Annotated in this window: 17 protein-coding genes; 3 read left to right on the forward strand and 14 right to left on the reverse strand. The window is 68.3% G+C overall.

Annotated features, from left to right (window positions below; genetic code table 11):
• Position 1: 1 nt before the first annotated feature.
• The 5 genes from MAE01_RS09795 to MAE01_RS09815 form a co-directional block, all read right to left on the reverse strand.
• Entirely contained in the window at positions 2–400 is a 399-nt protein-coding gene (locus MAE01_RS09795; RefSeq protein ID WP_147039368.1) for a DUF4233 domain-containing protein, read from the reverse strand.
• On the reverse strand, positions 397–1,749 hold the full coding sequence (locus tag MAE01_RS09800; RefSeq protein WP_147039369.1) for a bifunctional folylpolyglutamate synthase/dihydrofolate synthase: 1,353 nt from the start codon (positions 1,747–1,749) through the stop codon (positions 397–399). Before MAE01_RS09800 ends, MAE01_RS09795 begins: the two co-directional genes overlap by 4 nt.
• Complete coding sequence (ileS, locus tag MAE01_RS09805) at positions 1,742–5,179, reverse strand: isoleucine--tRNA ligase (RefSeq protein ID WP_147039370.1); 3,438 nt, start codon at positions 5,177–5,179, stop codon at positions 1,742–1,744. Before ileS ends, MAE01_RS09800 begins: the two co-directional genes overlap by 8 nt.
• Before the next feature lie 242 nt (positions 5,180–5,421).
• Positions 5,422–6,114, reverse strand: a complete 693-nt coding sequence (locus MAE01_RS09810; RefSeq protein ID WP_147039371.1) for a hypothetical protein — start codon at positions 6,112–6,114, stop codon at positions 5,422–5,424.
• Positions 6,111–6,263, reverse strand: a complete 153-nt coding sequence (locus MAE01_RS09815) for a ribbon-helix-helix domain-containing protein (protein WP_147039372.1) — start codon at positions 6,261–6,263, stop codon at positions 6,111–6,113. Before MAE01_RS09815 ends, MAE01_RS09810 begins: the two co-directional genes overlap by 4 nt.
• 39 nt (positions 6,264–6,302) lie before the next feature.
• On the opposite strand from MAE01_RS09815, the gene MAE01_RS09820 reads away from it, so the two are divergent.
• On the forward strand, positions 6,303–6,953 hold the full coding sequence (locus MAE01_RS09820; RefSeq protein WP_147039373.1) for a pentapeptide repeat-containing protein: 651 nt from the start codon (positions 6,303–6,305) through the stop codon (positions 6,951–6,953).
• 112 nt (positions 6,954–7,065) lie between these two features.
• Here the strand turns inward: MAE01_RS09820 and MAE01_RS09825 are convergent, their stop codons facing one another.
• The 7 genes from MAE01_RS09825 to MAE01_RS09855 all read right to left on the reverse strand — a co-directional run bounded on the left by MAE01_RS09825 (position 7,066) and on the right by MAE01_RS09855 (position 15,052).
• Entirely contained in the window at positions 7,066–8,034 is a 969-nt protein-coding gene (locus tag MAE01_RS09825; RefSeq protein ID WP_147039374.1) for an ArsA family ATPase, read from the reverse strand.
• Positions 8,025–8,306, reverse strand: coding sequence for a cory-CC-star protein (locus tag MAE01_RS09830; protein WP_147039495.1), 282 nt, complete (start codon positions 8,304–8,306; stop codon positions 8,025–8,027). The genes MAE01_RS09825 and MAE01_RS09830 overlap by 10 nt, the downstream gene beginning before the upstream one ends.
• Positions 8,307–8,312: 6 nt before the next feature.
• Positions 8,313–10,040 carry a carbon starvation CstA family protein gene (locus MAE01_RS09835; RefSeq protein ID WP_147039375.1) on the reverse strand — a complete coding sequence of 576 codons (1,728 nt, stop codon included), beginning with the start codon at positions 10,038–10,040 and terminating at the stop codon, positions 8,313–8,315.
• A 102-nt stretch (positions 10,041–10,142) separates the two neighbouring features.
• Positions 10,143–11,636 (reverse strand): dipeptide ABC transporter ATP-binding protein, encoded by a 1,494-nt coding sequence (locus MAE01_RS09840; protein WP_147039376.1) that lies wholly within the window; start codon positions 11,634–11,636, stop codon positions 10,143–10,145.
• Positions 11,633–12,445: an ABC transporter permease gene (locus MAE01_RS09845; protein WP_147039377.1), complete on the reverse strand. Its 813-nt coding sequence runs from the start codon at positions 12,443–12,445 to the stop codon at positions 11,633–11,635. Before MAE01_RS09845 ends, MAE01_RS09840 begins: the two co-directional genes overlap by 4 nt.
• Positions 12,442–13,428, reverse strand: a complete 987-nt coding sequence (locus MAE01_RS09850) for an ABC transporter permease (protein ID WP_147039378.1) — start codon at positions 13,426–13,428, stop codon at positions 12,442–12,444. Before MAE01_RS09850 ends, MAE01_RS09845 begins: the two co-directional genes overlap by 4 nt.
• A gap of 7 nt (positions 13,429–13,435) precedes the next feature.
• Positions 13,436–15,052 (reverse strand): ABC transporter substrate-binding protein, encoded by a 1,617-nt coding sequence (locus tag MAE01_RS09855; protein ID WP_147039379.1) that lies wholly within the window; start codon positions 15,050–15,052, stop codon positions 13,436–13,438.
• 170 nt (positions 15,053–15,222) lie between these two features.
• Here MAE01_RS09855 and valS point away from each other — a divergent pair, with 170 nt between their 5' ends.
• The gene (valS, locus tag MAE01_RS09860) at positions 15,223–17,814 is read left to right on the forward strand and encodes a valine--tRNA ligase (RefSeq protein WP_147039380.1); all 2,592 of its coding nucleotides are present in this window, start codon (positions 15,223–15,225) and stop codon (positions 17,812–17,814) included.
• A complete protein-coding gene (locus tag MAE01_RS09865; protein WP_147039381.1) occupies positions 17,814–18,047 on the forward strand; it encodes a hypothetical protein in 234 nt (77 codons plus the stop codon). Before valS ends, MAE01_RS09865 begins: the two co-directional genes overlap by 1 nt.
• 1 nt (position 18,048) lies before the next feature.
• On the opposite strand, the gene MAE01_RS09870 is transcribed toward MAE01_RS09865, so the two are convergent.
• Positions 18,049–18,282: a hypothetical protein gene (locus tag MAE01_RS09870; RefSeq protein WP_147039382.1), complete on the reverse strand. Its 234-nt coding sequence runs from the start codon at positions 18,280–18,282 to the stop codon at positions 18,049–18,051.
• Complete coding sequence (locus tag MAE01_RS09875) at positions 18,279–18,899, reverse strand: ArsR/SmtB family transcription factor (protein WP_147039383.1); 621 nt, start codon at positions 18,897–18,899, stop codon at positions 18,279–18,281. The genes MAE01_RS09870 and MAE01_RS09875 overlap by 4 nt, the downstream gene beginning before the upstream one ends.
• Between the last annotated feature and the right edge of the window lie 44 nt (positions 18,900–18,943).

Raw genomic sequence — 18,943 nt, forward strand, 5'->3', positions numbered from 1 at the left:
GTCAGTCGCTCTCTGTGTGAGTATCGGTTTCGTACGTGTTCTGATTCGCGTCGGCGGGACGTCGTGTGTCCAACCGGGCCCCCATGATCGTCGCATACGCCCACATGCCTCCGAAAACGAGCACCACGAGGAGGATGGCGGGAACGAAGATCGCGGAGAGCGCCACGATTCCCTGCAGCACCCATCCGGCGGCGATGGCCCAGGGCTTGGCGATCATGCCGGCGAGGGCGATCATCGTGAGCGCCACGACGCTGCCTCCGACGACACCCCACCACTGCGGGACGGGTTCGGGCAGGGTCTTCAGACCGAAGATCACGAGGCCGGCGAGGAAGACCACGATCGCCTCGAAGCCGAGCACGATCGGGGCGAGTTTCTGCACCAGGGTGCGCTGGGCTCTCATGCGCGCCACCCCGACTTCCAGTCCTCTTCCTCGGAGAGGGCGATGGCCTCCCCTGCGAGCACGACCGATCCTGCGATCACGACGGCGCGGCGGTCGGACGATGCCGCCCATTCGCGCGCGGCGTCCGCGGCATCCGCCAGCGACGGGTGCACGGTCGCCCGGTACCCGGCATTCTCGACCAGGTCGGCGATGGCATCCGCGTCGTTCGCTCGGTCGGACTCTGGCGCCGTGGCGAAGACGTGCGCGGCCGCGGGCGCGAGGTGCGCGATGATGCCGGCGGCATCCTTGTCGGCGAGGACGCCGAGCACGAGCCCCCACTCGTCGAAGTCGAAGCTGTCATCCAGCGACTGCGCGAGCGCCTCGGCCCCGTGCGGATTGTGGGCGGCGTCGACGACCACCGTCGGCGCGATGCCCAGCAGCTGCAGTCGTCCGGGAGATGTCGCGCCCTGCAGTCCGTCGGTGATGATGTCGTCGGCGATGCGCTGCGAACGCGCGCCGATGAGCGACTCGACCGCAGCGACCGCGAGAGCGGCGTTGTGACCCTGGTGCGCACCGTACAGCGGCAGGTACTCCTCGACGTACGCTCCGGCGAGCCCGCGGATCGTCAGAAGCTGACCGCCGACAGCCAGCTTCTGCTCGCTCAGCCCGAACTCGTCGCCGTCGAACGCGATCGTGGCGTTCTTCTCCGCAGCCACGCGGCGCAGGACCTCGGCGGCCTCGGCGGGCTGCTGCGCCGAGACGACGGCCGCGCCCTCCTTGATGATGCCGGCCTTGACCTCGGCGATCTTCGCGATCGTGTCGCCGAGGCGGTCGGCGTGGTCGATGGCGATCGGCGCGAACACGGCGACGTCGCCGTCGGCGGTGTTCGTCGAGTCCCACGCGCCTCCCATGCCCACCTCGAGCACCAGCACGTCGACGGGGGCGTCGGATGCCGCGACGAAGGCGACCACGGTGAGGAGCTCGAAGAAGGTCAGCGGTGCTTCGCCAGCTGCCTCAAGCTCCGCGTCCACGATTCCGACGAACGGCTCGATCTCGTCCCAGGCGTCCGCGATCGCGGCATCCGCAATGGGTTCGCCGTCGATCATGACGCGCTCGGTGAACCGCTCCAGGTGCGGGCTGGTGAACAGGCCAGTGCGCAGTCCGTGCGCACGCAGCAGGCTCTCGACGATGCGCGCGGTGGATGTCTTGCCGTTCGTGCCGGTGATGTGCACGACGCGGTAGGTGCGCTGCGGATCGTCGAGCAGTTCGAGAATGCGGGCGGTGCGCTCCTTGCGGGGCTGCACCCACCGCTCCCCTGCTCGCGAGAGCAGTGCTTCGTATACGGCGTCGGCGCGATCGCGGTCAGACATTCGTCGCTCCCTCGAGGTTCGAGTCGATCGTGACGATGACGGGCGCCTTGTCCGACCCCAGCGCGGTCGCGCCGCTGCGGAACACCCCGTCGCCGGGGCTGGTGACGTCCTTCACCAGCTCGTCCATCTCGTCCGTGGGCTGAACGGCGAAAGCGACGGCCAGGGTCTCCCCCGCGATGAGCTCGGCGTGGGCCTGCAGCGCCTCGGCGTTCTCGGGGGCGACGTTCAGCGCCAGCACGATGCGGTCGCTGACGTCGAGGCCGGCGTTCTTGCGCGCCTCCTGGACGACGCGGATGGCGTCGCGCGCCATTCCCTCCGCCTCGAGCTCCGGCGTCGTCTGCGTGTCGAGCAGCACGAATCCGCCACCGGGCACGACGGCGAGCGCTTCGCCCTCAGGACGCCCTGCGGTCTCCAGCACGAGCTCGTACTCCTGGGGCTCGAGCGCGATGCCGTCGACGATCACGACACCGTTCTGCTCCTCCCAGACACCCGCTCTGGCGCCGGCGATGACATGCTGGACCTGCTTTCCCAGACGCGGACCCGCGGCGCGGGCGTTGACGCTGAGGCGGTGGCTGATGCCGTACTCGGCGGCAGCCGTGTCGGTGAGCTGGACGAGCTCGACTGACTTCACGTTGAGCTCGTCGCGCAGGATGTCCTCGAACTGTCCGAGCTGATCGGCGACCGGCGAGACGACGGTGTAGCGCGCGAGCGGCAGGCGCACACGCAGCTTCTCCTTCTTGCGCAGGGCGTTGCCGACGCTGGACAGCTCGCGCACGGCATCCATCGCTTCGCGGATGTCGTCCGCTGCGGGGAACGCGTCGGCGTCCGGCCAATCGGTCAGGTGGACGCTGCGTCCGCCGGTGAGTCCCCGCCAGATGCGCTCGCTGATCAGCGGCACGAGCGGTGCTGCGACCCGCGTCAGCGTCTCGAGCACGGTGTACAGCGTGTCGAACGCGTCCGTTGCGCCCTCGGCGGACGCGTCGGCGCCGACCCAGAAGCGGTCGCGCGAGCGGCGGATGTACCAGTTCGTCAGCACCTCGGCGAAGTCGCGCAGGCGTGCGGATGCCGTGGTGGAGTCGAGCCCCTCGAGGTCGGATGCCACGTCGCGGACGAGTTCGCCAAGCCGAGACAGGATGTACCGGTCGAGCACGTCGGTCGAGTCCGTGCGCCACCGTGCTTCATATCCGGCCGAGCGGCCGGATTCGGTCCCTGAGCCTGTCGAAGGGTCGCCCGAGGCGTTCGCGTACGTGGCGAAGAAGTACCACGAGCTCCACAGCGGCAGCAGGAACTCGCGCACGCCAGCGCGGATGCCTTCCTCGGTCACGGCGAGGTTGCCGCCGCGCAGCACCGAGCTCGACATCAGGAACCAGCGCATGGCGTCGGAGCCGTCGCGGTCGAAGACCTCCGAGACGTCCGGGTAGTTGCGCAGCGACTTCGACATCTTGTAGCCGTCGTTGCCCAGCACGATGCCGTGGCAGCTGACGCCGGTGAAGGCAGGACGGTCGAACAGTGCGGTCGAGAGCACGTGCATGACGTAGAACCAGCCGCGGGTCTGCCCGATGTACTCGACGATGAAATCGGCCGGCGAGTGCGAGTCGAACCACTCCTGGTTCTCGAACGGGTAGTGCACCTGCGCGTACGGCATCGATCCGGAGTCGAACCAGACGTCGAACACATCCTCGATGCGGCGCATGGTGCTCTTGCCGGTGGGGTCGTCCGGGTTCGGGCGGGTCAGGTCGTCGATGTACGGGCGGTGCAGGTCGATCTCACCCTGCGGGTTGCGCGGCAGCGTGCCGAAGTCGCGCTCGAGGTCTTCCAGTGATCCGTAGGCGTCGACGCGCGGGTACTCGGGGTCGTCGCTCTTCCAGATCGGGATGGGCGAGCCCCAGTACCGATTGCGGCTGATCGACCAGTCGCGGGCGCCCTCGAGCCACTTGCCGAACTGCCCCTCCTTGACGTTCTCGGGCACCCAGGTGATCTGCTCGTTGTTCGCGAGCATCCTGTCCTTGATGTCGGTGACGCGGATGAACCAGCTCGACACGGCCTTGTAGATCAGGGGGTTCCGGCAGCGCCAGCAGTGCGGGTACGAGTGCACGTAGCTCTGCAGCCGCACCAGACGGCCGTTGTCGCGGATGATCCGCACAAGCGGGGTGTTCGCGTCCATCCACAGTTCGCCGGCGACGTCGGTCACGTTCGGCAGGAAGCGGCCGCCGTCGTCGAGCGACAGGATGGTCGGGATGCCGGCGCCTCCCGCGACACGCTGGTCGTCCTCACCGTAGGCGGGCGCCTGGTGGACGATGCCGGTGCCGTCGGTGGTGGTGACGTAGTCGTCGACGAGGATGCGCCAGGCTCGCTGCGTGCCGTAGGTCTCCTCGTCTGCGTAGTAGTCGAACAGCCGGTCGTAGGTCACATCCTGCAGTTCTGCACCGCGGAGGGTCGAGTCCACCGCGGCCAGGGCGTCGTCGGAGTTCTCGTAGCCGAGATCCTTGGCATAGCCGCCGAGCAGGTCCTTTGCGAGCAGGTAACGGTGCGCGGAGGACTCGACGGCCACGCGGTCGGCGGAGGGTGCGGCGCGGTCCTGATGCACGTCGGCCGCTCCAGCGGGTCCGGCCGGCAGAACGACGTACTCGATGTCCGGACCCACGGCGAGCGCGAGGTTGGTCGGAAGGGTCCACGGGGTCGTCGTCCAGGCGAGGGCGCGTACACCGGTGAGCCCCAGCGACTCGGCCTTCGCGCCCACCAGCGGGAATGTGACGGTGACGGAGGGGTCCTGGCGGTCCTGGTAGACGTCGTCGTCCATGCGCAGCTCGTGAGCCGACAGCGGCGTCTCATCGCGCCAGCAGTACGGCAGCACGCGGTAACCCTCGTAGGCGAGGCCCTTGTCGTAGAGCGTCTTGAAGGCCCAGAGCACGCTCTCCATGTAGCCGAGGTCGAGGGTCTTGTAGCCGCGGTCGAAGTCGACCCAGCGGGCCTGGCGGGTGACGTAGTCCTTCCAGTCCTCCGTGTACGCGAGCACGGAGTCGCGGGCCTTGCCGTTGAAGACATCGATGCCCATGTCTTCGATCTCGCTCTTCTCGGTGATGCCGAGCTGCTTCATGGCCTCGAGCTCGGCCGGAAGACCGTGCGTGTCCCAGCCGAACACCCGGTCGACCTTCTTGCCGCGCATGGTCTGGAAGCGCGGGAACAGGTCCTTGGCGTAGCCGGTGAGCAGGTGGCCGTAGTGCGGCAGTCCGTTGGCGAAGGGAGGGCCGTCGTAGAAGACCCACTCGTCTGCGTCCTCGCGCTGTGCGATGGAAGCGCGGAAGGTGTCGTCCTGCTTCCAGAACTCGAGGATCTCGCGCTCGATCTCGGGGAACCGCGGGCTGGCTGCGACAGAGGCGGCCGAGGCGTCGGCGGCGGGGCCGAAGGCGGAGGGGCGTGGGTAGGTCATGTGCGCTCGCAGTGTCGTGGGTGGATGCTGCTTGCGAGGACGATCCTGTGGACCGCGGTACCACCCCGCGTGCTGCGCCTCACGGCGCTGCCACTCTCACTGCGGCGATGACGGGCCTGCCCCGCTCGGTTCTAGTGGGTCTCGCGACCGTTCTTCCGAGAGCTCCCCGGTGATGGCCGGATCAACGCTGGTGGGTCCATTGTACGCGGCATCCCGTGCCGCTCGCACGGCTTCGACGGGCTTCACTCCTCCCGGTGGTACCCGTGGAGGTCGTCCTGGACGCCGTTGATCCAGGCCTCGTCGCCACCATCGGGGTCGGCCACGCGCACGGTGCGGGCGAACGCCTCGTCGACGACGGATGCCTCGAACCCGGCATCCTGCAGCCGCAAGGCCAGCGCGTCCACGTCCCCGCGCGCTTCGAACGACAGACCGACCCGGGGCTTCCCCGCGTGCAAGCCGACCGAGCCGCCGTCACCCAGCATCTCCACCCAGCCGCCGCGGTCCGCCGCGATGCCGGCCCGAAAACCGAGCGCCTCGAGAATCGCCCGAGGCTCGGCCAGATCCTCCTGGAACCAGATCGGCTGGACGGCGATCTCGCCGGCACCGTGCTGCACAGCACCCTCCGAGACCGTGATGGATACGCCGGATGCCGCACGCACGACCAGCATCTCGCCCACACCCGCCATGACCGTGCGCTCGACAGCGAAGGACAAGAGAGCGGATGCCGCGGCATCCAGGTCTACGACGACGAGGTGGATGTCGACCGTTCCAGGGCTGTGGTCGGGCGTCGCTTCGTGCACGGCGAGCACTCCGTCGGCGTGAAACTCGCCCCATGCCGGCGTCGGCGGATAGGGCGCCACGAAGCCGAGCGCCTCGGCCAGCGCCCACCAGCGCTCAGGCCTGTCGGTGTACAGGATCTGCTGGACGACGGTCATGCCTTCTCCTCCAGGTATGCGCGCAGTGCCGTCTCAACGAGCGCGGACAGGCTGGTGCTCTCATCGATCGCCCGGTGTTTCACCTCTCGGATGAGATCAGAGGGCAGGTACACGTTGAACTGCGACTTCTTCGCCTCACTTGCTTGCATACTAGCAATCTAGCGCAAAGTGGCCAGTACGCTCAAGACATGGCTCGCACCGCAGACTCCCCCGCCGCTCCACGTGTCTCACCGCCTGACCTGCCCGACGAGTTCGCCGAAGCCCAGCCGGCGCGGGGCGCCGATCTTCTGGCCGCCCGGCTCGATCTCACCGGCGACGTCGACCTGGCCCATTGCTCACTCGAGCAGTGCGTCATCGAGGCCGACGTCGACACGCTCGATCTCACCGGTGCGACGATCCTCGACGTCGACATGCACGGTGTGCGCGTGGCATCCATGCCCATGCGTAACGCGAGCATCCGGCGACTGCGCATCACCGGCGGGCGCATCGGGACGCTAGATCTGAGCGGCGCCCGCATCGATGAGCTCGAGCTGAGGGACCTGCGCGTCGATTACTTGAACCTCGGTGGAGCGAAGGCCACCGACGTCCTCGTCGCCGACTCGACGATACGCACCCTCGACACTCCACAGGCCGAGCTCACCCGCGTGCGTTTCGACGACTGCCGCAGCGACGAGGTCGACCCGCGGGGGCTGCGCTCGAAGGACGTCGACCTTCGGGGCCTCGATGCGGGCGCCTTCACCGATGCGAACAGCCTCCGGGGCACGACGCTCACGATGTTCCAGGTGCAGCAACTCGCGCCGACGCTCGCCGCAGGGGTCGGGATTCAAGTCAAGGACTGAAGCACGGCTTCGACTCCCTTCGGTCGCTCACCCCGTTTCGGCCGCGCGGCCTGCGGCCGCTCCGCTCAGCGCCCCCGCGGGGAAGAGCCTCCAGCGGGGAGGAGTAGGACGTTCAGTGCCGAGCGACGAACTCGGCCAGGGTTCCCAGCGCCTCGACACCGGTGAGTTCCCCTGCCAGCAGCGGCACTTGGATCACAGGGACATCCGGCACCGCCAGGTGCACGGCCGTCAGGTGCTTGTCCTCGACGTCACGACGGGCGCGCAGCAGTTCGCCGGCATCCGCGGGCGACCGCCTGTTCGCGATCAGCGCAGCCACATCCACACGCATGGCTCTGAGCGATTCGATCACCTCGAGCGTCTCGGCGACCGGCAGCGCTTCGGCGGTGAACACCACGATGAAACCGCAGACCTCCGCATCGGTGATCGCGTTCTGCAGTCTGTCGAAGCGCACCCGGCGCCGTTGCAGTGTGCGACGCAGCTCCGCGTCGGCGGAGGACGCCTGCTCAGCGTTTCCGGTCAGTCCCCGCATCGCCGCCGAGAACCGCTCCGAGCGGTCGCGGTTGCGCAGCAGGGTGTCGGTCCAACCTGCCAGCTGTCCCGGCAGTGCCAGCAGTCGCAGAGTGTGACCGGATGGCGCGGTGTCGAAGATGACGAGATCGTAGTCTCGCTCTGCGACGTCCGCAGCCTCGGCGATCCTCTCCAGCACCGCCGATTCGTGACTGCCCGGTGCGTGCCGCGCGCGCTCGAGATGCTCCCTCGCCTGCGAGTGCTGACGTTCCGGCAGCATCCGTACCATGGTCTGTTCGACCGCCGCCAAGTGCCGCGCGATCGTTCCCTCAGGATCGATCTCCATCCCATCGACGCATCCGCCGTCGGGCCCGTCGGCGAGCCGCACCGGTTCATCCCCTACCTCGCACTCCCACAGGTGGCCGAGGTTGTGCGCCGGGTCGGTCGATACCACCAGTACCCGTGCCCCTCGCCGCGCCCGCGCCAGTCCGATCGCCGATGCCAGAGAGGTCTTCCCGACGCCGCCTTTGCCGCCCACGAACAGGATGCGGCGGCGCTCATCTGTCAGCAGCATGACATCTGATCCAACGGCGACCTCGGCATCCCCATCCGCCGATGCCAGGCGTGGAAATCCTCGGCGAGCATGGGCATCAGCTCCGCACTGTAGTACGCCGCCGGATCGGGCACACCGAGAGCCTCACCGAGCACGACGAGCGTGAACAGGTCGTCCTCATCGCGCCTCTCACGGGCGAGCGTCTGGCGGTACGGACCGGCGTAGTACTCGGTCAGCCCTTCCCGGAAAGCGGCCCAGCGCTCCGAGAAGCGCCGGGCCGCCGTGCGGTGCATCACAGGTCAGACCTCCTCCCGCACCGCCTGGATGCTGGCATCCTGATCCTCCGGTTCGGGCGGGTCCGTCGCCGCCTTCCGCATGGCGATGACCGCTTCCACCGCGACCCAGATACTCGCCACGATGATGACCACGTCGAGCACGAACAGCAGCCAGTCCGGCTGTTCCGGGTTTGCGAACGAGACGAGCTGCTCGATCGCAGCCCAGAAGGACATGACGAACACGAAGATCAGCGGCAGCAGCGCCGGCAGCGCGTTGCGTCGCTTCCGGATCAGCATCACGGCGAGTATCGACAGCGTCAGGGCTGCCATCAGCTGGTTCGTCGTGCCGAACAGAGGCCAGATCCGCAGGCCGCCGTCACCACCGAGACCCTGCGAGAACGTCAACCCGAGACCGACGACCACCACGACGAGAGTCGCGGGGAACTTCGTGATCCTGATGTGCATCGCGTCGCCGATCTCCTGCACGACGAACCGCAGCAGCCGCATCCCGGTGTCCATGGTCGTCGCGGCGAACAGCACGGCCATGGTGGCCAGCACTGTGGCGCTGAGGGATGCCGGGAGGCCGATGCCGGTCTGCATGAGCATCCCACCGCCCTCCACGAAAGCGCCGACGCCACCAGCACCGAAGGAGCTGTAGACCTCTTCCCACTCCGCGACCGTACGGAACCCGCCGATCACGGCGAGGATCGTCCCGAGCGACAGCAGGCCCTCGCCGATCGCGCCGAAGTAGCCGACGAAGCGGGCGTCGGGCTCCTTGTCGAGCTGCTTCGAGCTCGTGCCCGACGAGACCATGCCGTGGAACCCGGAGATGGCACCGCATGCGATCGTGACGAACAGCAGCGGGATCATGCTCGGCGTACCCTCGGGCAGCGCCGTGTTGATCATCGGTGCGACGATCTCGGGCTTGTCTGCGGCGAACAGCGTGGCGATCAGCACCGCGCCGTACAGCAGGCCGAGTCCGATGAACAGCTGGACGCCGTTGATGTAGTCGCGCGGCTGCAGCAGCACCCACACCGGCAGCAGGGAGGCGATGGCGCCGTAGATGAACAGCGCGAGGATCCAGAAGGTCGCCGGCCCCATGCCGAGGAAGTCGTCCGGCAGTACGACGGGCACCTGGTCGCCCAGCACGATCAGGGCGTAGAGCGCCACGACGCCGACGATGGTCACTGGGACGAGCGGCCAGCGCATTCGGTAGACAGCGACTCCGACGAGCAGCGCGACCACGATCGCCCCCCAGGTGGGGATGACCGCGCTCGGTGTGCTGATCAACAGATTCTTGATGACGACGGCAAACGCGGCGATCACCATCAGCAGCAACAGGAAGATCACGACGAGGAACAGGTTCGCGCCGCGCTTGCCGATGTAGCGTGCCGACAGCGCGCCGATCGAGCGGCCCTTGTTGCGGGTGGAGGCCCACAGCGCGCCGAAGTCGTGCATTCCGGCGAAGAACACCGTGCCGAGGGTCACCCAGAGGAAGGCCGGCAGCCAGCCCCAGATGACGGCGATGGCAGGACCGACGATCGGCGCGGCTCCCGCGACCGAGGTGAAGTGGTGGCCCCACAGGATGAACTTGTTCGTCGGCACGTAGTCGACGCCGTCGTTCAGCTCATGCGCCGGGGTCTTGAAGGCCGGATCGAGCTTGTAGACCCGCTTGGCCAGGTACTTGGAGTAGACGAGATAGCCGAAGACGAACAACGCCAGGCCTATGAACATCAGCAGGACGGGACTCATGGGAGTTTCTTCCTCTCTCGCAGCGACAGCTCTGTCCCCACGTGGTGCCCAACCGTAGCAAAGCTGGGAGAATGCTGACAGAGGCGGGTCGGGGTGTCAGAATCACCCGGCGGATGCCGCGAGCAACTCCTGCGTGAACGGATGCTGCGGCGCGGTGAACACCGCGGCGACGGGGCCCTGCTCCACGATCACGCCATCCTGCATGACCAGCACGTCGTCGGAGACGGCCGCGACGACATCCAGATCGTGCGACACGAAGATCATGGTCAGCCCACGGCCGCGCTGCAGGCGCCCGAGCAACTGCAGCACCTTCTCGCGGACGGACGGGTCGAGGGCCGATACCGGCTCGTCGAGCACCAGCACGTCGGGTTCTGCGGCGAGCGCACGGGCGATCGCGGCGCGCTGCCGCTGACCTCCGGACAGCTGCGAGGGACGGCGCCGTGCCAGTTCGGGTGCGAGATCCACCTCTGCCATCAGCGCGGACACGCGTGCGGCACGCGCTGCTCGCGGCACCCCGCCCGCAGCGATCGCTTCCCGCAGCGATCGCCCGATCGTCCAACGGGGGTCGAAGGCGCCCAGCGGGTTCTGGTGCACGAGCTGCACCCGGTGCTCGCCGCTCCAGCGCAGGTCGCCGCTGTCGGGCTTCTCCACACCGACGATCATGCGCGCGAGCGTGGTCTTCCCCGAGCCGGACTCCCCCACGATGCCCAGGGTCTGGCCTTCCAGGAGCGTGAAGGACGCGTCCGCCACAGCGGGTACGCCCGCGAAGGTCTTCGACAGGTCGACGACTGTGAGCACCGCGTCTCCGAGCCCGAATCGATCGACACGAGGCTCGTGCGCGGTCGCGGCGATCAGTTCCCGCGTGTACGCCTCCGCCGGAGCATCCAGCACGTCGGCCACCGCGCCCTGCTCGATGACGCGCCCCGCGCGCATGACGAGCACCCGATCGGCCACCCTGCGCACCGCCGCGAAGTCGTGGCTGATGAAGACGACGGCGGTGCCGGCATCCGCGATCTCTCGCAGCAGCCCCAGCACGTGTGCCTGCACCGTGGCATCCAGCGCCGTCGTCGGCTCGTCCGCGACGAGCACGGCGGGCTCCCCGGCGAGCGCAGACGCGATCAGCGCTCGCTGCCGCAGCCCTCCGGACAGCTCATGCGGATACTGGGCTGCGCGTACGGCGGGTGACGGCATCGCGACGGACTCGAGCAGCTCTGTCGCCCTCACTCGCCGTTCCGCCCTGGTCAGACGCGTGTGGATGGCGAGCGGCTCCGCGACCTCCGCACCGATCCGCCGCAGCGGGTCCAGAGACACCAGGGCGTCCTGCGACACGAGACCGATGCGGTTTCCGCGCACGCCTCGCCACTGCCCCTCGGTGAAACGCCGAACGTCCACGCCGTCGACGGAGAGCACGGAGGCCGAGACGCTCGCCGCGTCGGGCGCGAGTCCGAGCAGCGCGGCGGCCGTCAGCGACTTGCCCGCCCCCGACTCCCCGACGATCGCGATGCACTCCCCCGGTGCGACGTCGAAGGAGACGCCATCGACCAGGCTCCGTCCCCCGATCGCGACAGTGAGGTCGTGCACGCTCAGGGCCGTCATGCGGTCCGCCCTTCCGCGCGCGCCCGCAACGTGCGGCCCACAATGGTCGCCGAGATCACCGTGAGCGTGATCGCGATGCCCGGGAACACCGCGATCCACCAGGCGGTGCCGAGCACGTTGCGCCCGCCGGAGAGCATGAGACCCCATTCCGGCACCGGCTCGGTGGGGCCGAGCCCGAGGAAGCTCAAGCCGGCGATCGCGAGGATGCTGGACCCGATGCCGATCGTCGCGAGGACGCTGAGCGATCCCAGCACGCCGGGCACGACATGGCGGGTGAACGCCTGCACCCGCGGAACTCCGAGGATCCTGGCGGCCTCGACGTGCTCGGCGAGCGCGAACGTGCGCGTCTGCACGCGGGCGAGGCGCACGTACACCGGCACGGCGGCGATCGTCACCGCGATGGCCACGTTGGTCGCGCCGGGGCCCAGGATCGCGACGACCACGAGAGCCACGAGGAACTCCGGGAAGGCCATCAGCACATCGTTGATGCGCATCAGGGCGGCATCCACCGGTCGTGGCGCGATTCCGGAGAGCGCGCCGATGACGAGGCCCACCACCAGCGCGAGGGCTGTCGCGAGCAGTCCGATGCCGACCGAGCCGCCTGCGCCGTGCACGACGCGGGCGAACACGTCGCGACCGCTCTGATCGGTGCCGAACCAGTGGGCGGCGCTGGGCGCCTCGAGCGCCGCGCGCACATCGGTGCGCAATGGGTCTGCGTGCGCGATGAGCCCGGGGAACAGCGCCATCGCCGCGACCACGGCGAGGAACGCCAGCGCGGCGCCGAGCACCACCCGTCGCGAGACGCTCATCGCGGCACCTCATCGAGAACGCGAGAACCGAGGGAGTCGCCGCCGGACGCGCCGCGAGACTTGCGTCGCTGCCGTGGGTCGAGCACGGGATGCAGCAGTTCGACCACCACGTTCACCACCACGAAGATCAGCGCGCTGAACAGGATGATGCCGGTGATCACGGGCAGGTCTCGGTCGGTGATCGCCGCGAGCGTCACGCGGCCGAGTCCCGGTCGGGCGAACACGGTTTCGACCAGTACCGCTCCGCCGAGCAGCGACCCGACGAGGTAAGCGGTCAGGGTGAGTGCGCCGGCGGCGCCGTGACGCAGCGTGTGGCGCGCGGTCAGCCGCACCTGTCCCGCTCCGCGCGCACGCACGGTGGTCGCGAAGGGCTGTCGTTCCGCGGCCTCGATGCCGTCGCGCAGCACCTGCCCGAGCAGCGCTGCGACGGGAAGCGCGAGCGTCACCGCGGGCAGCACGATCGTCGCCGGGTTGCGGGTGCCGGAGACCGGGAACCACCCGAGCCCGAACGCGAAGACGCTGAGCAGGATGATCCCGATCCAGAACACCGGCGACGACAGCACGATGAGTTCGGCACCGGCGACGACGCCCCGCCAGAAGCGCCCGCGCACGAGCAGCGCGACGGCGAGCGCGAGCACAACGGCGATGACGAGCGCGAGCGCCGTCAGCTGCAGCGTCGCCCCCAGCTGCCGTCCGATGACCTCGGTGACCGGCATCCGCAGCTGGTACGACTCGCCGAGGTTCCCCTGCACGAGCTGTCCGAGGTACGACAGGTACTGCTCGAGGGGCGGCCGGTCGAGCCCGAGCTCGGCGCGGATGCCATCCTTGACCGCTTCGCTCACCTGTGCCTGCGGCCCGAGCATGACCGACACCGGGTCGCCGGGGATCACCCGGAAAGCGAGGAACGCCAGCGTCGCCGCGCCCCACAGGACGATCACGACGGATGCCGCGAGCCCCGCGATCCGGATGAGAAGCGGTTTCACGACCGGATCAGCCGACCGTGACCTCGTAGAACAACGGACGACCGTACAGGTCGTACTCGAGACCCGAGACGGTGTCGTTCGATGCGGTGATCAACGACGGGCTGTAGAGCGGCACGATCGCAGTGTATTCCGCGTTCCACTGCTGCAGCTGCTGGTAGATCTCGGCGCGCGCGTCCGTGTCGCTGGTCACGATGCCCTCTTCGAGCAGGGCGTCGATCTCGGGGTCCGATACCTGGGAGGCGTTCTGGAACCCTTCGGTGTGCAGGTGGCTGCGCAGCAGGTCGGCGTCGACGCCGGAGAAGCCCCAGTCGGTGAGGTCGAACGTCTTCGGCTCGTACTGCGCGTTGTATGCGCCGGGTTCGAGCACCTCGCGCTCCACCTCGAAGCCGATCTCGGCGAGATCGGACTGGATGGCGTTGCCGAGCGCGGCCTTGTCGTCGGGCACGGGCGTCCAGGCGATCCAGCGCGCCGAGAGGCGCTCGCCATCCTTCATGCGGATGCCGTCGCTGTCGCGCTCGGTCCAGCCGGCCTCGTCGAGCAGCGTGTTCGCGGCGTCCTGATCGAACGGCCACGAGCCTTCCAGCGATGCGTCATATCCGGGAGTGGTCGACCCGAGGATGCTCCATGCCCGAGGGAACTGGCCGAAGTAGATCTCCTCGACGGCCGCGTCGATGTCGATGCCGCGGGCGAACGCCTGCCGCACCTTCTCGTCGGCGAACACACCGTAGGCCTCGTTCAGGTACAGCGAGTACGGCAGCCCGGGATACTCCACGGAGTCGACCGTCAGGGTGTCCGGCAGGTCGACGGCCAGGTTCGGCGGGATGTTGCTGGCGAGGTCGGCCTCGCCGCTCTCCACGACGCCGGTGCGCACCGAGGCCTCGGGAAGCAGCTCCACGCGCAGCGTCGCGAACTTCGCCGCCTCGCCGCCGTCAGGCCCCCACGCGTAGTCGGGGTTGCGGGTGTAGACGAGTTCCTGATCCGGGGTGTATTCGGTGAGCTCGAACGGACCGGTGCCGACATTGACGTCCGGTCCGCCGGCTGCCAGTTGATCGGCCGAGCTCTCCAGCACCTTCGGCGAATAGAACCCCAGGTTCGCGGTGCTCGCGGCCTGCAGGAACGGCGAATAGGGCTGGCTGAACTTCACCTCGACCGTGTAGTCGCCGAGCACCGTGGTGCCCTCGTAGAAGTCGGCACCGAGCATGCTGGCCGCCTGCTTCGACGCGGTCTCGGGGTCGACGATGCGGTCGAAGTTCGCCTTCACGGCCGCGGCGTCGAAGGGCTCGCCGTCGTGGAACGTGACGTCGTCGCGCAGCTCGAACGTGTAGGTGGTGCTGTCCTCGGAGACCGTCCAGTCCTCCGCCAGCCACGGCGAGAACGACCCGTCGGCCTCCTGGAAGACGAGCGAGTCGAGCACGACGCGCTGCACCATGCCGGACACATCGAGCTGACTGGTCTGCGGATCCATGTGACCGGCGGCGAGGTTCGCGCCCTCGATCGCCCAGACGACCTCGCCTCCGTCGGCGGAGTCGCCGCCTGACGAGCCGGCGCATGCGCTCAAAAGCAGGGCGGATGCCGCGAAGAAGGCGGTGACGGGCAGAATGCGACGCACGAGCGGAGTGGGCATGCGAATCCTCGGGAAGATGAAAGGGGGTCGATTCAGTCTACCGGCGGTTTTTGGACGGGGTCGATTTACGGTCGACGCGGTGCTGAGCGCGGATCGCTAGACTGTTGAGCACATCCCACACACTCAGGCACGTACACACCGTGCCGCATACATCGCTCAAGGAGACCTTCATGGCTGCGTCCACAACGAACCAGATTCCCGACAAGCCGGCTCTCGAAGGTCTCGAAGCGAAGTGGGACGGCGCCTGGGCTGAACAGGGCACTTATCTGTTCGACCGCCTGCGCGCAGCAGAGCTCGGTCGTGCGGGCGTGTACTCGATCGACACGCCTCCGCCCACGGCATCCGGCTCGCTGCACATCGGCCACGTCTTCTCGTACACGCACACAGATGTGAAGGCGCGCTACGAGCGCATGCGCGGCAAGAGCGTCTTCTACCCGATCGGCTGGGACGACAACGGCCTGCCCACCGAGCGCCGCGTGCAGAACTTCTACGGCGTGCGCGTCGACCCGACTCTCCCCTACGACACGGATTTCACGCCTCCGTTCGAGGGGAACGCGAAGAGCCTGAAGGCCGCTGACCAGCAGCCGATCAGCCGTCGCAACTTCATCGAGCTGTGCGAGCGCCTCACGGTCGAGGATGAGAAGCAGTTCGAGGACGTCTTCCGCCAGCTCGGCCTCAGCGTGGACTGGACGCAGACCTACCGCACGATCTCGGACGAGACGATCCGGCAGAGCCAGCTCGGGTTCATCCGCAACCGCGAGCGGGGAGAGGCGTACCAGGCGCTCGCGCCGACCCTGTGGGACGTCGACTTCCGCTCCGCGATCGCTCAGGCCGAGCTCGAGGACCGCGACCAGCAGGCTGCTTACCACCGCATCGCGTTCCACAAGACCGACGGCTCCGGCGACATCCACATCGAGACCACGCGCCCCGAGCTGCTCGCGGCCTGCGTGGCCCTCGTCGCTCACCCGGACGACGAGCGCTACCAGCCGTACTTCGGCCAGACGGTGCGCACGCCGCTGTTCGATGTCGAGGTGCCGGTTCTGGCGCATCACCTGGCGCAGCAGGACAAGGGTTCAGGCATCGCCATGGTCTGCACGTTCGGCGACGTGACCGACATGATCTGGTGGCGCGAGCTTGATCTGCCGATCCGCACGATCCTCGGCCTCGACGGTCGCGTGATCGCCGATGCCCCCGAGGCGATCGAATCGGATGCCGGAACTGCCGCCTATGCGGAGCTGGCCGGCAAGACCGTCTTCAGCGCCAAGAAGCGCGTCGTGGAGCTGCTCGAGGAGACCGGTGAGCTGCTCGAGGTGTCCAAGCCCTTCAACCACGCCGTGAAGTTCTTCGAGAAGGGCGACCGCCCCCTCGAGATCGTCTCGACCCGCCAGTGGTACATCCGCAACGGCGCGCGTGACGAGCAGCTGCGCGAGCAGCTCCTCTCGCACGGTCGCGAGCTGCAGTGGCACCCCGACTTCATGCGCGTGCGTTACGAGAACTGGGTCGGCGGCCTCACCGGCGACTGGCTGGTGTCGCGCCAGCGCTTCTTCGGCGTGCCGATCCCGGTCTGGTACGGCCTGGACGAGAACGGCGACCGCGACTTCGACCGTGTGATCATGGCGACGCCCGAGCAGCTGCCGATCGATCCGACGGTCGACGTGCCCGCCGGGTACACCGAGGCGCAGCGCGGCGTGGCCGGCGGCTTCGAGGCCGAGGTCGACATCCTCGACACCTGGGCCACCTCCTCGCTCACCCCGCAGCTGGCCGGTGGCTGGCAGCGCGATGAGGAGCTGTGGAACCTCGTGGCCCCGTTCGATGTGCGCCCGCAGGGTCAGGACATCATCCGCACCTGGCTGTTCTCGACCATGCTTCGCTCGACCCTCGAAGACGGCCGCTCGCCGTGGAAGCACGCCTCGGTCTCCGGCTTCATCGTCGACCCCGACCGCAAGAAGATGTCGAAGTCCAAGGGCAACGTCGTCACCCCGGCCGACATCCTCGAGAAGCACGGTTCGGATGCCGTCCGGTACTGGGCGGCTTCCAGCCGCCTGGGCGTGGATGCCGCGTTCGACCCGCAGAACCCGACGCAGATGAAGATCGGCCGCCGCCTGGCGATCAAGATCCTCAACGCCGCGAAGTTCGTGCTGTCCTTCCCGGTGCCGTCCGGTGCCGAGGTGACTCACGCGCTGGATGCCTCGATGCTCGCAGCGCTCGACGAGGTCGTCGCTGAGGCGACCAAGGCATTCGACGCGTTCGACCACGCCCGCGCACTGGAGGTCACCGAGTCGTTCTTCTGGACGTTCTGCGACGACTACCTCGAGCTCGTCAAGGAGCGCGCCTACGACCAGACCGACGTCGGGCAGTCCTCGGCCGCGCTCGCGCTGCGCATCGCCCTGTCGACGCTGCTGCGCCTGCTCGCCCCGGTCGTCTCTTTCGCGACCGAGGAGGCCTGGAGCTGGTTCGAAGAGGGTTCTGTCCACACGGCCGCGTGGCCTTCCGCTGGAGACCTTGCGGGCGGCGACCCGTCGGTGCTCTCCGCAGCCAGCGCCGCTCTGATCGGCATCCGCCGCGCGAAGACCGAGGCGAAGGCTTCGCAGAAGACGCCGGTGTCGCGGGCCGTGATCGCCGCTCCCGCTGACTCGATCGAGGCGCTTCGCGCCGCTGCCGGTGATCTCAGCGCCGTCGGCCGCATCGCCGAGCTCGAGATCGCGGAGGGCGACGAGCTCGCCGTCACCGAGATCGAGCTGGCTCCCATCGAGGAGAACTGATGCAGCTCGGCACACGCTGGGCGGCGGGATCGGATGCTCCGGCATCCGTCCCGGCCGCCCTGCTGCCGGCGATCGGAGAGGTCGAGGCTCGACTCGCCTCGGCCGCTGAGCCTGTCGAAGCGCACTGGACCCTCACATGGCTCGAGGGCCGGCCGATCGCTGAGTTGGATGCCGGATGGGAAGTCCTGCTCACGGCATCCGGCGAGGTCATCGCCCGCCCCTTCGAGGACTGAGCTACCGCCCAGTCAGCCCCATCTGCGACAGCATGTGGTCCGCCGCATGCGGGTCCGCCTTTCGCGTCTGCTCTGCCTGGATCGCGGCGAGCATCGCCTCATGCCGATCCTGCCGGCGCTCGGCGCGCGCCGTCGCCCACCGGGCGACCGCTTCGGCGACTCGGATGGACGACCGCTCGAGCGCGGTCGCACCGCGCGGTACCGCGTAGGTGCGGGTGATGGCCAGTGCACTCATGATGCGGTCTCCTTCTTGCTCGTCATGCTCTTCAGCGGGAAGACGTCGGCACGCACACTGACACGCCGCACTCCTTCCCCCTTCTGCCCGCGGTAGGCGTCCGCGGCTTCGTCGATGACGGCCTCGATCCTGCGGATGAGGTCGGTGGTCTGCTCAGCGGTCATACTGATGCCGCTGGTCATCGACGTGCTGGCGTCGACCCACTCGCCAGGCTCTCTGTCAATACGGCCACTGAAGAACTCCATGAGCTCTTCGTGGCGGCGACGGTGGACCTCGGCGACGGCGACCTGCAGGGCCGCCTCGCCGGCGGGCGATCCCTGCACGGCTTTCGAGTCGTAGACGATGCCGCCGGGCGGACGCTCCCACCAGCGTTCCCGTCCGCTGCGCTCCCCCTCGACCTCGCGGATGAGTTCATGACGGGCGAGCGCTCGCAGGTGATAGCTGGTGGCCCCTGATGACTCACCCAGGATTTCGGCGAGGGTACTCGCCGTCTGCGGGCCCTCCTGCGCGAGAATGTCGAAGATCCGCACGCGCAGAGGGTGCGACAGCGCGCGGAGCGCTCCGGCATCCAGAACTCGGCGATCGCCGCCGATCGGGCGCTTCTCGTTCTCGGTCATAGTGCAAAGATATCGTTGCAAAGACTTCTTTGCAAGTGTTTCTT

The sequence above is a fragment of the Microbacterium aerolatum genome, from assembly GCF_007988825.1.
Classification (GTDB): Bacteria; Actinomycetota; Actinomycetes; order Actinomycetales; family Microbacteriaceae; genus Microbacterium; species Microbacterium aerolatum.

What these genes read in the sequence shown, in the direction of transcription:
- MAE01_RS09835 (WP_147039375.1), bottom strand. Translation starts at nt 10,040, where the DNA reads ATGAGTCCCGTCCTGCTGATGTTCATAGGCCTGGCGTTGTTCGTCTTC.
- MAE01_RS09870 (WP_147039382.1), bottom strand. Translation starts at nt 18,282, where the DNA reads ATGAGTGCACTGGCCATCACCCGCACCTACGCGGTACCGCGCGGTGCG.
- MAE01_RS09840 (WP_147039376.1), bottom strand. Translation starts at nt 11,636, where the DNA reads ATGACGGCCCTGAGCGTGCACGACCTCACTGTCGCGATCGGGGGACGG.
- valS (WP_147039380.1), top strand. Translation starts at nt 15,223, where the DNA reads ATGGCTGCGTCCACAACGAACCAGATTCCCGACAAGCCGGCTCTCGAA.
- MAE01_RS09795 (WP_147039368.1), bottom strand. Translation starts at nt 400, where the DNA reads ATGAGAGCCCAGCGCACCCTGGTGCAGAAACTCGCCCCGATCGTGCTC.
- MAE01_RS09845 (WP_147039377.1), bottom strand. Translation starts at nt 12,445, where the DNA reads ATGAGCGTCTCGCGACGGGTGGTGCTCGGCGCCGCGCTGGCGTTCCTC.
- MAE01_RS09855 (WP_147039379.1), bottom strand. Translation starts at nt 15,052, where the DNA reads ATGCCCACTCCGCTCGTGCGTCGCATTCTGCCCGTCACCGCCTTCTTC.
- MAE01_RS09810 (WP_147039371.1), bottom strand. Translation starts at nt 6,114, where the DNA reads ATGACCGTCGTCCAGCAGATCCTGTACACCGACAGGCCTGAGCGCTGG.
- ileS (WP_147039370.1), bottom strand. Translation starts at nt 5,179, where the DNA reads ATGACCTACCCACGCCCCTCCGCCTTCGGCCCCGCCGCCGACGCCTCG.
- MAE01_RS09820 (WP_147039373.1), top strand. Translation starts at nt 6,303, where the DNA reads ATGGCTCGCACCGCAGACTCCCCCGCCGCTCCACGTGTCTCACCGCCT.
- MAE01_RS09865 (WP_147039381.1), top strand. Translation starts at nt 17,814, where the DNA reads ATGCAGCTCGGCACACGCTGGGCGGCGGGATCGGATGCTCCGGCATCC.
- MAE01_RS09815 (WP_147039372.1), bottom strand. Translation starts at nt 6,263, where the DNA reads ATGCAAGCAAGTGAGGCGAAGAAGTCGCAGTTCAACGTGTACCTGCCC.
- MAE01_RS09825 (WP_147039374.1), bottom strand. Translation starts at nt 8,034, where the DNA reads ATGCTGCTGACAGATGAGCGCCGCCGCATCCTGTTCGTGGGCGGCAAA.
- MAE01_RS09830 (WP_147039495.1), bottom strand. Translation starts at nt 8,306, where the DNA reads ATGCACCGCACGGCGGCCCGGCGCTTCTCGGAGCGCTGGGCCGCTTTC.
- MAE01_RS09875 (WP_147039383.1), bottom strand. Translation starts at nt 18,899, where the DNA reads ATGACCGAGAACGAGAAGCGCCCGATCGGCGGCGATCGCCGAGTTCTG.
- MAE01_RS09800 (WP_147039369.1), bottom strand. Translation starts at nt 1,749, where the DNA reads ATGTCTGACCGCGATCGCGCCGACGCCGTATACGAAGCACTGCTCTCG.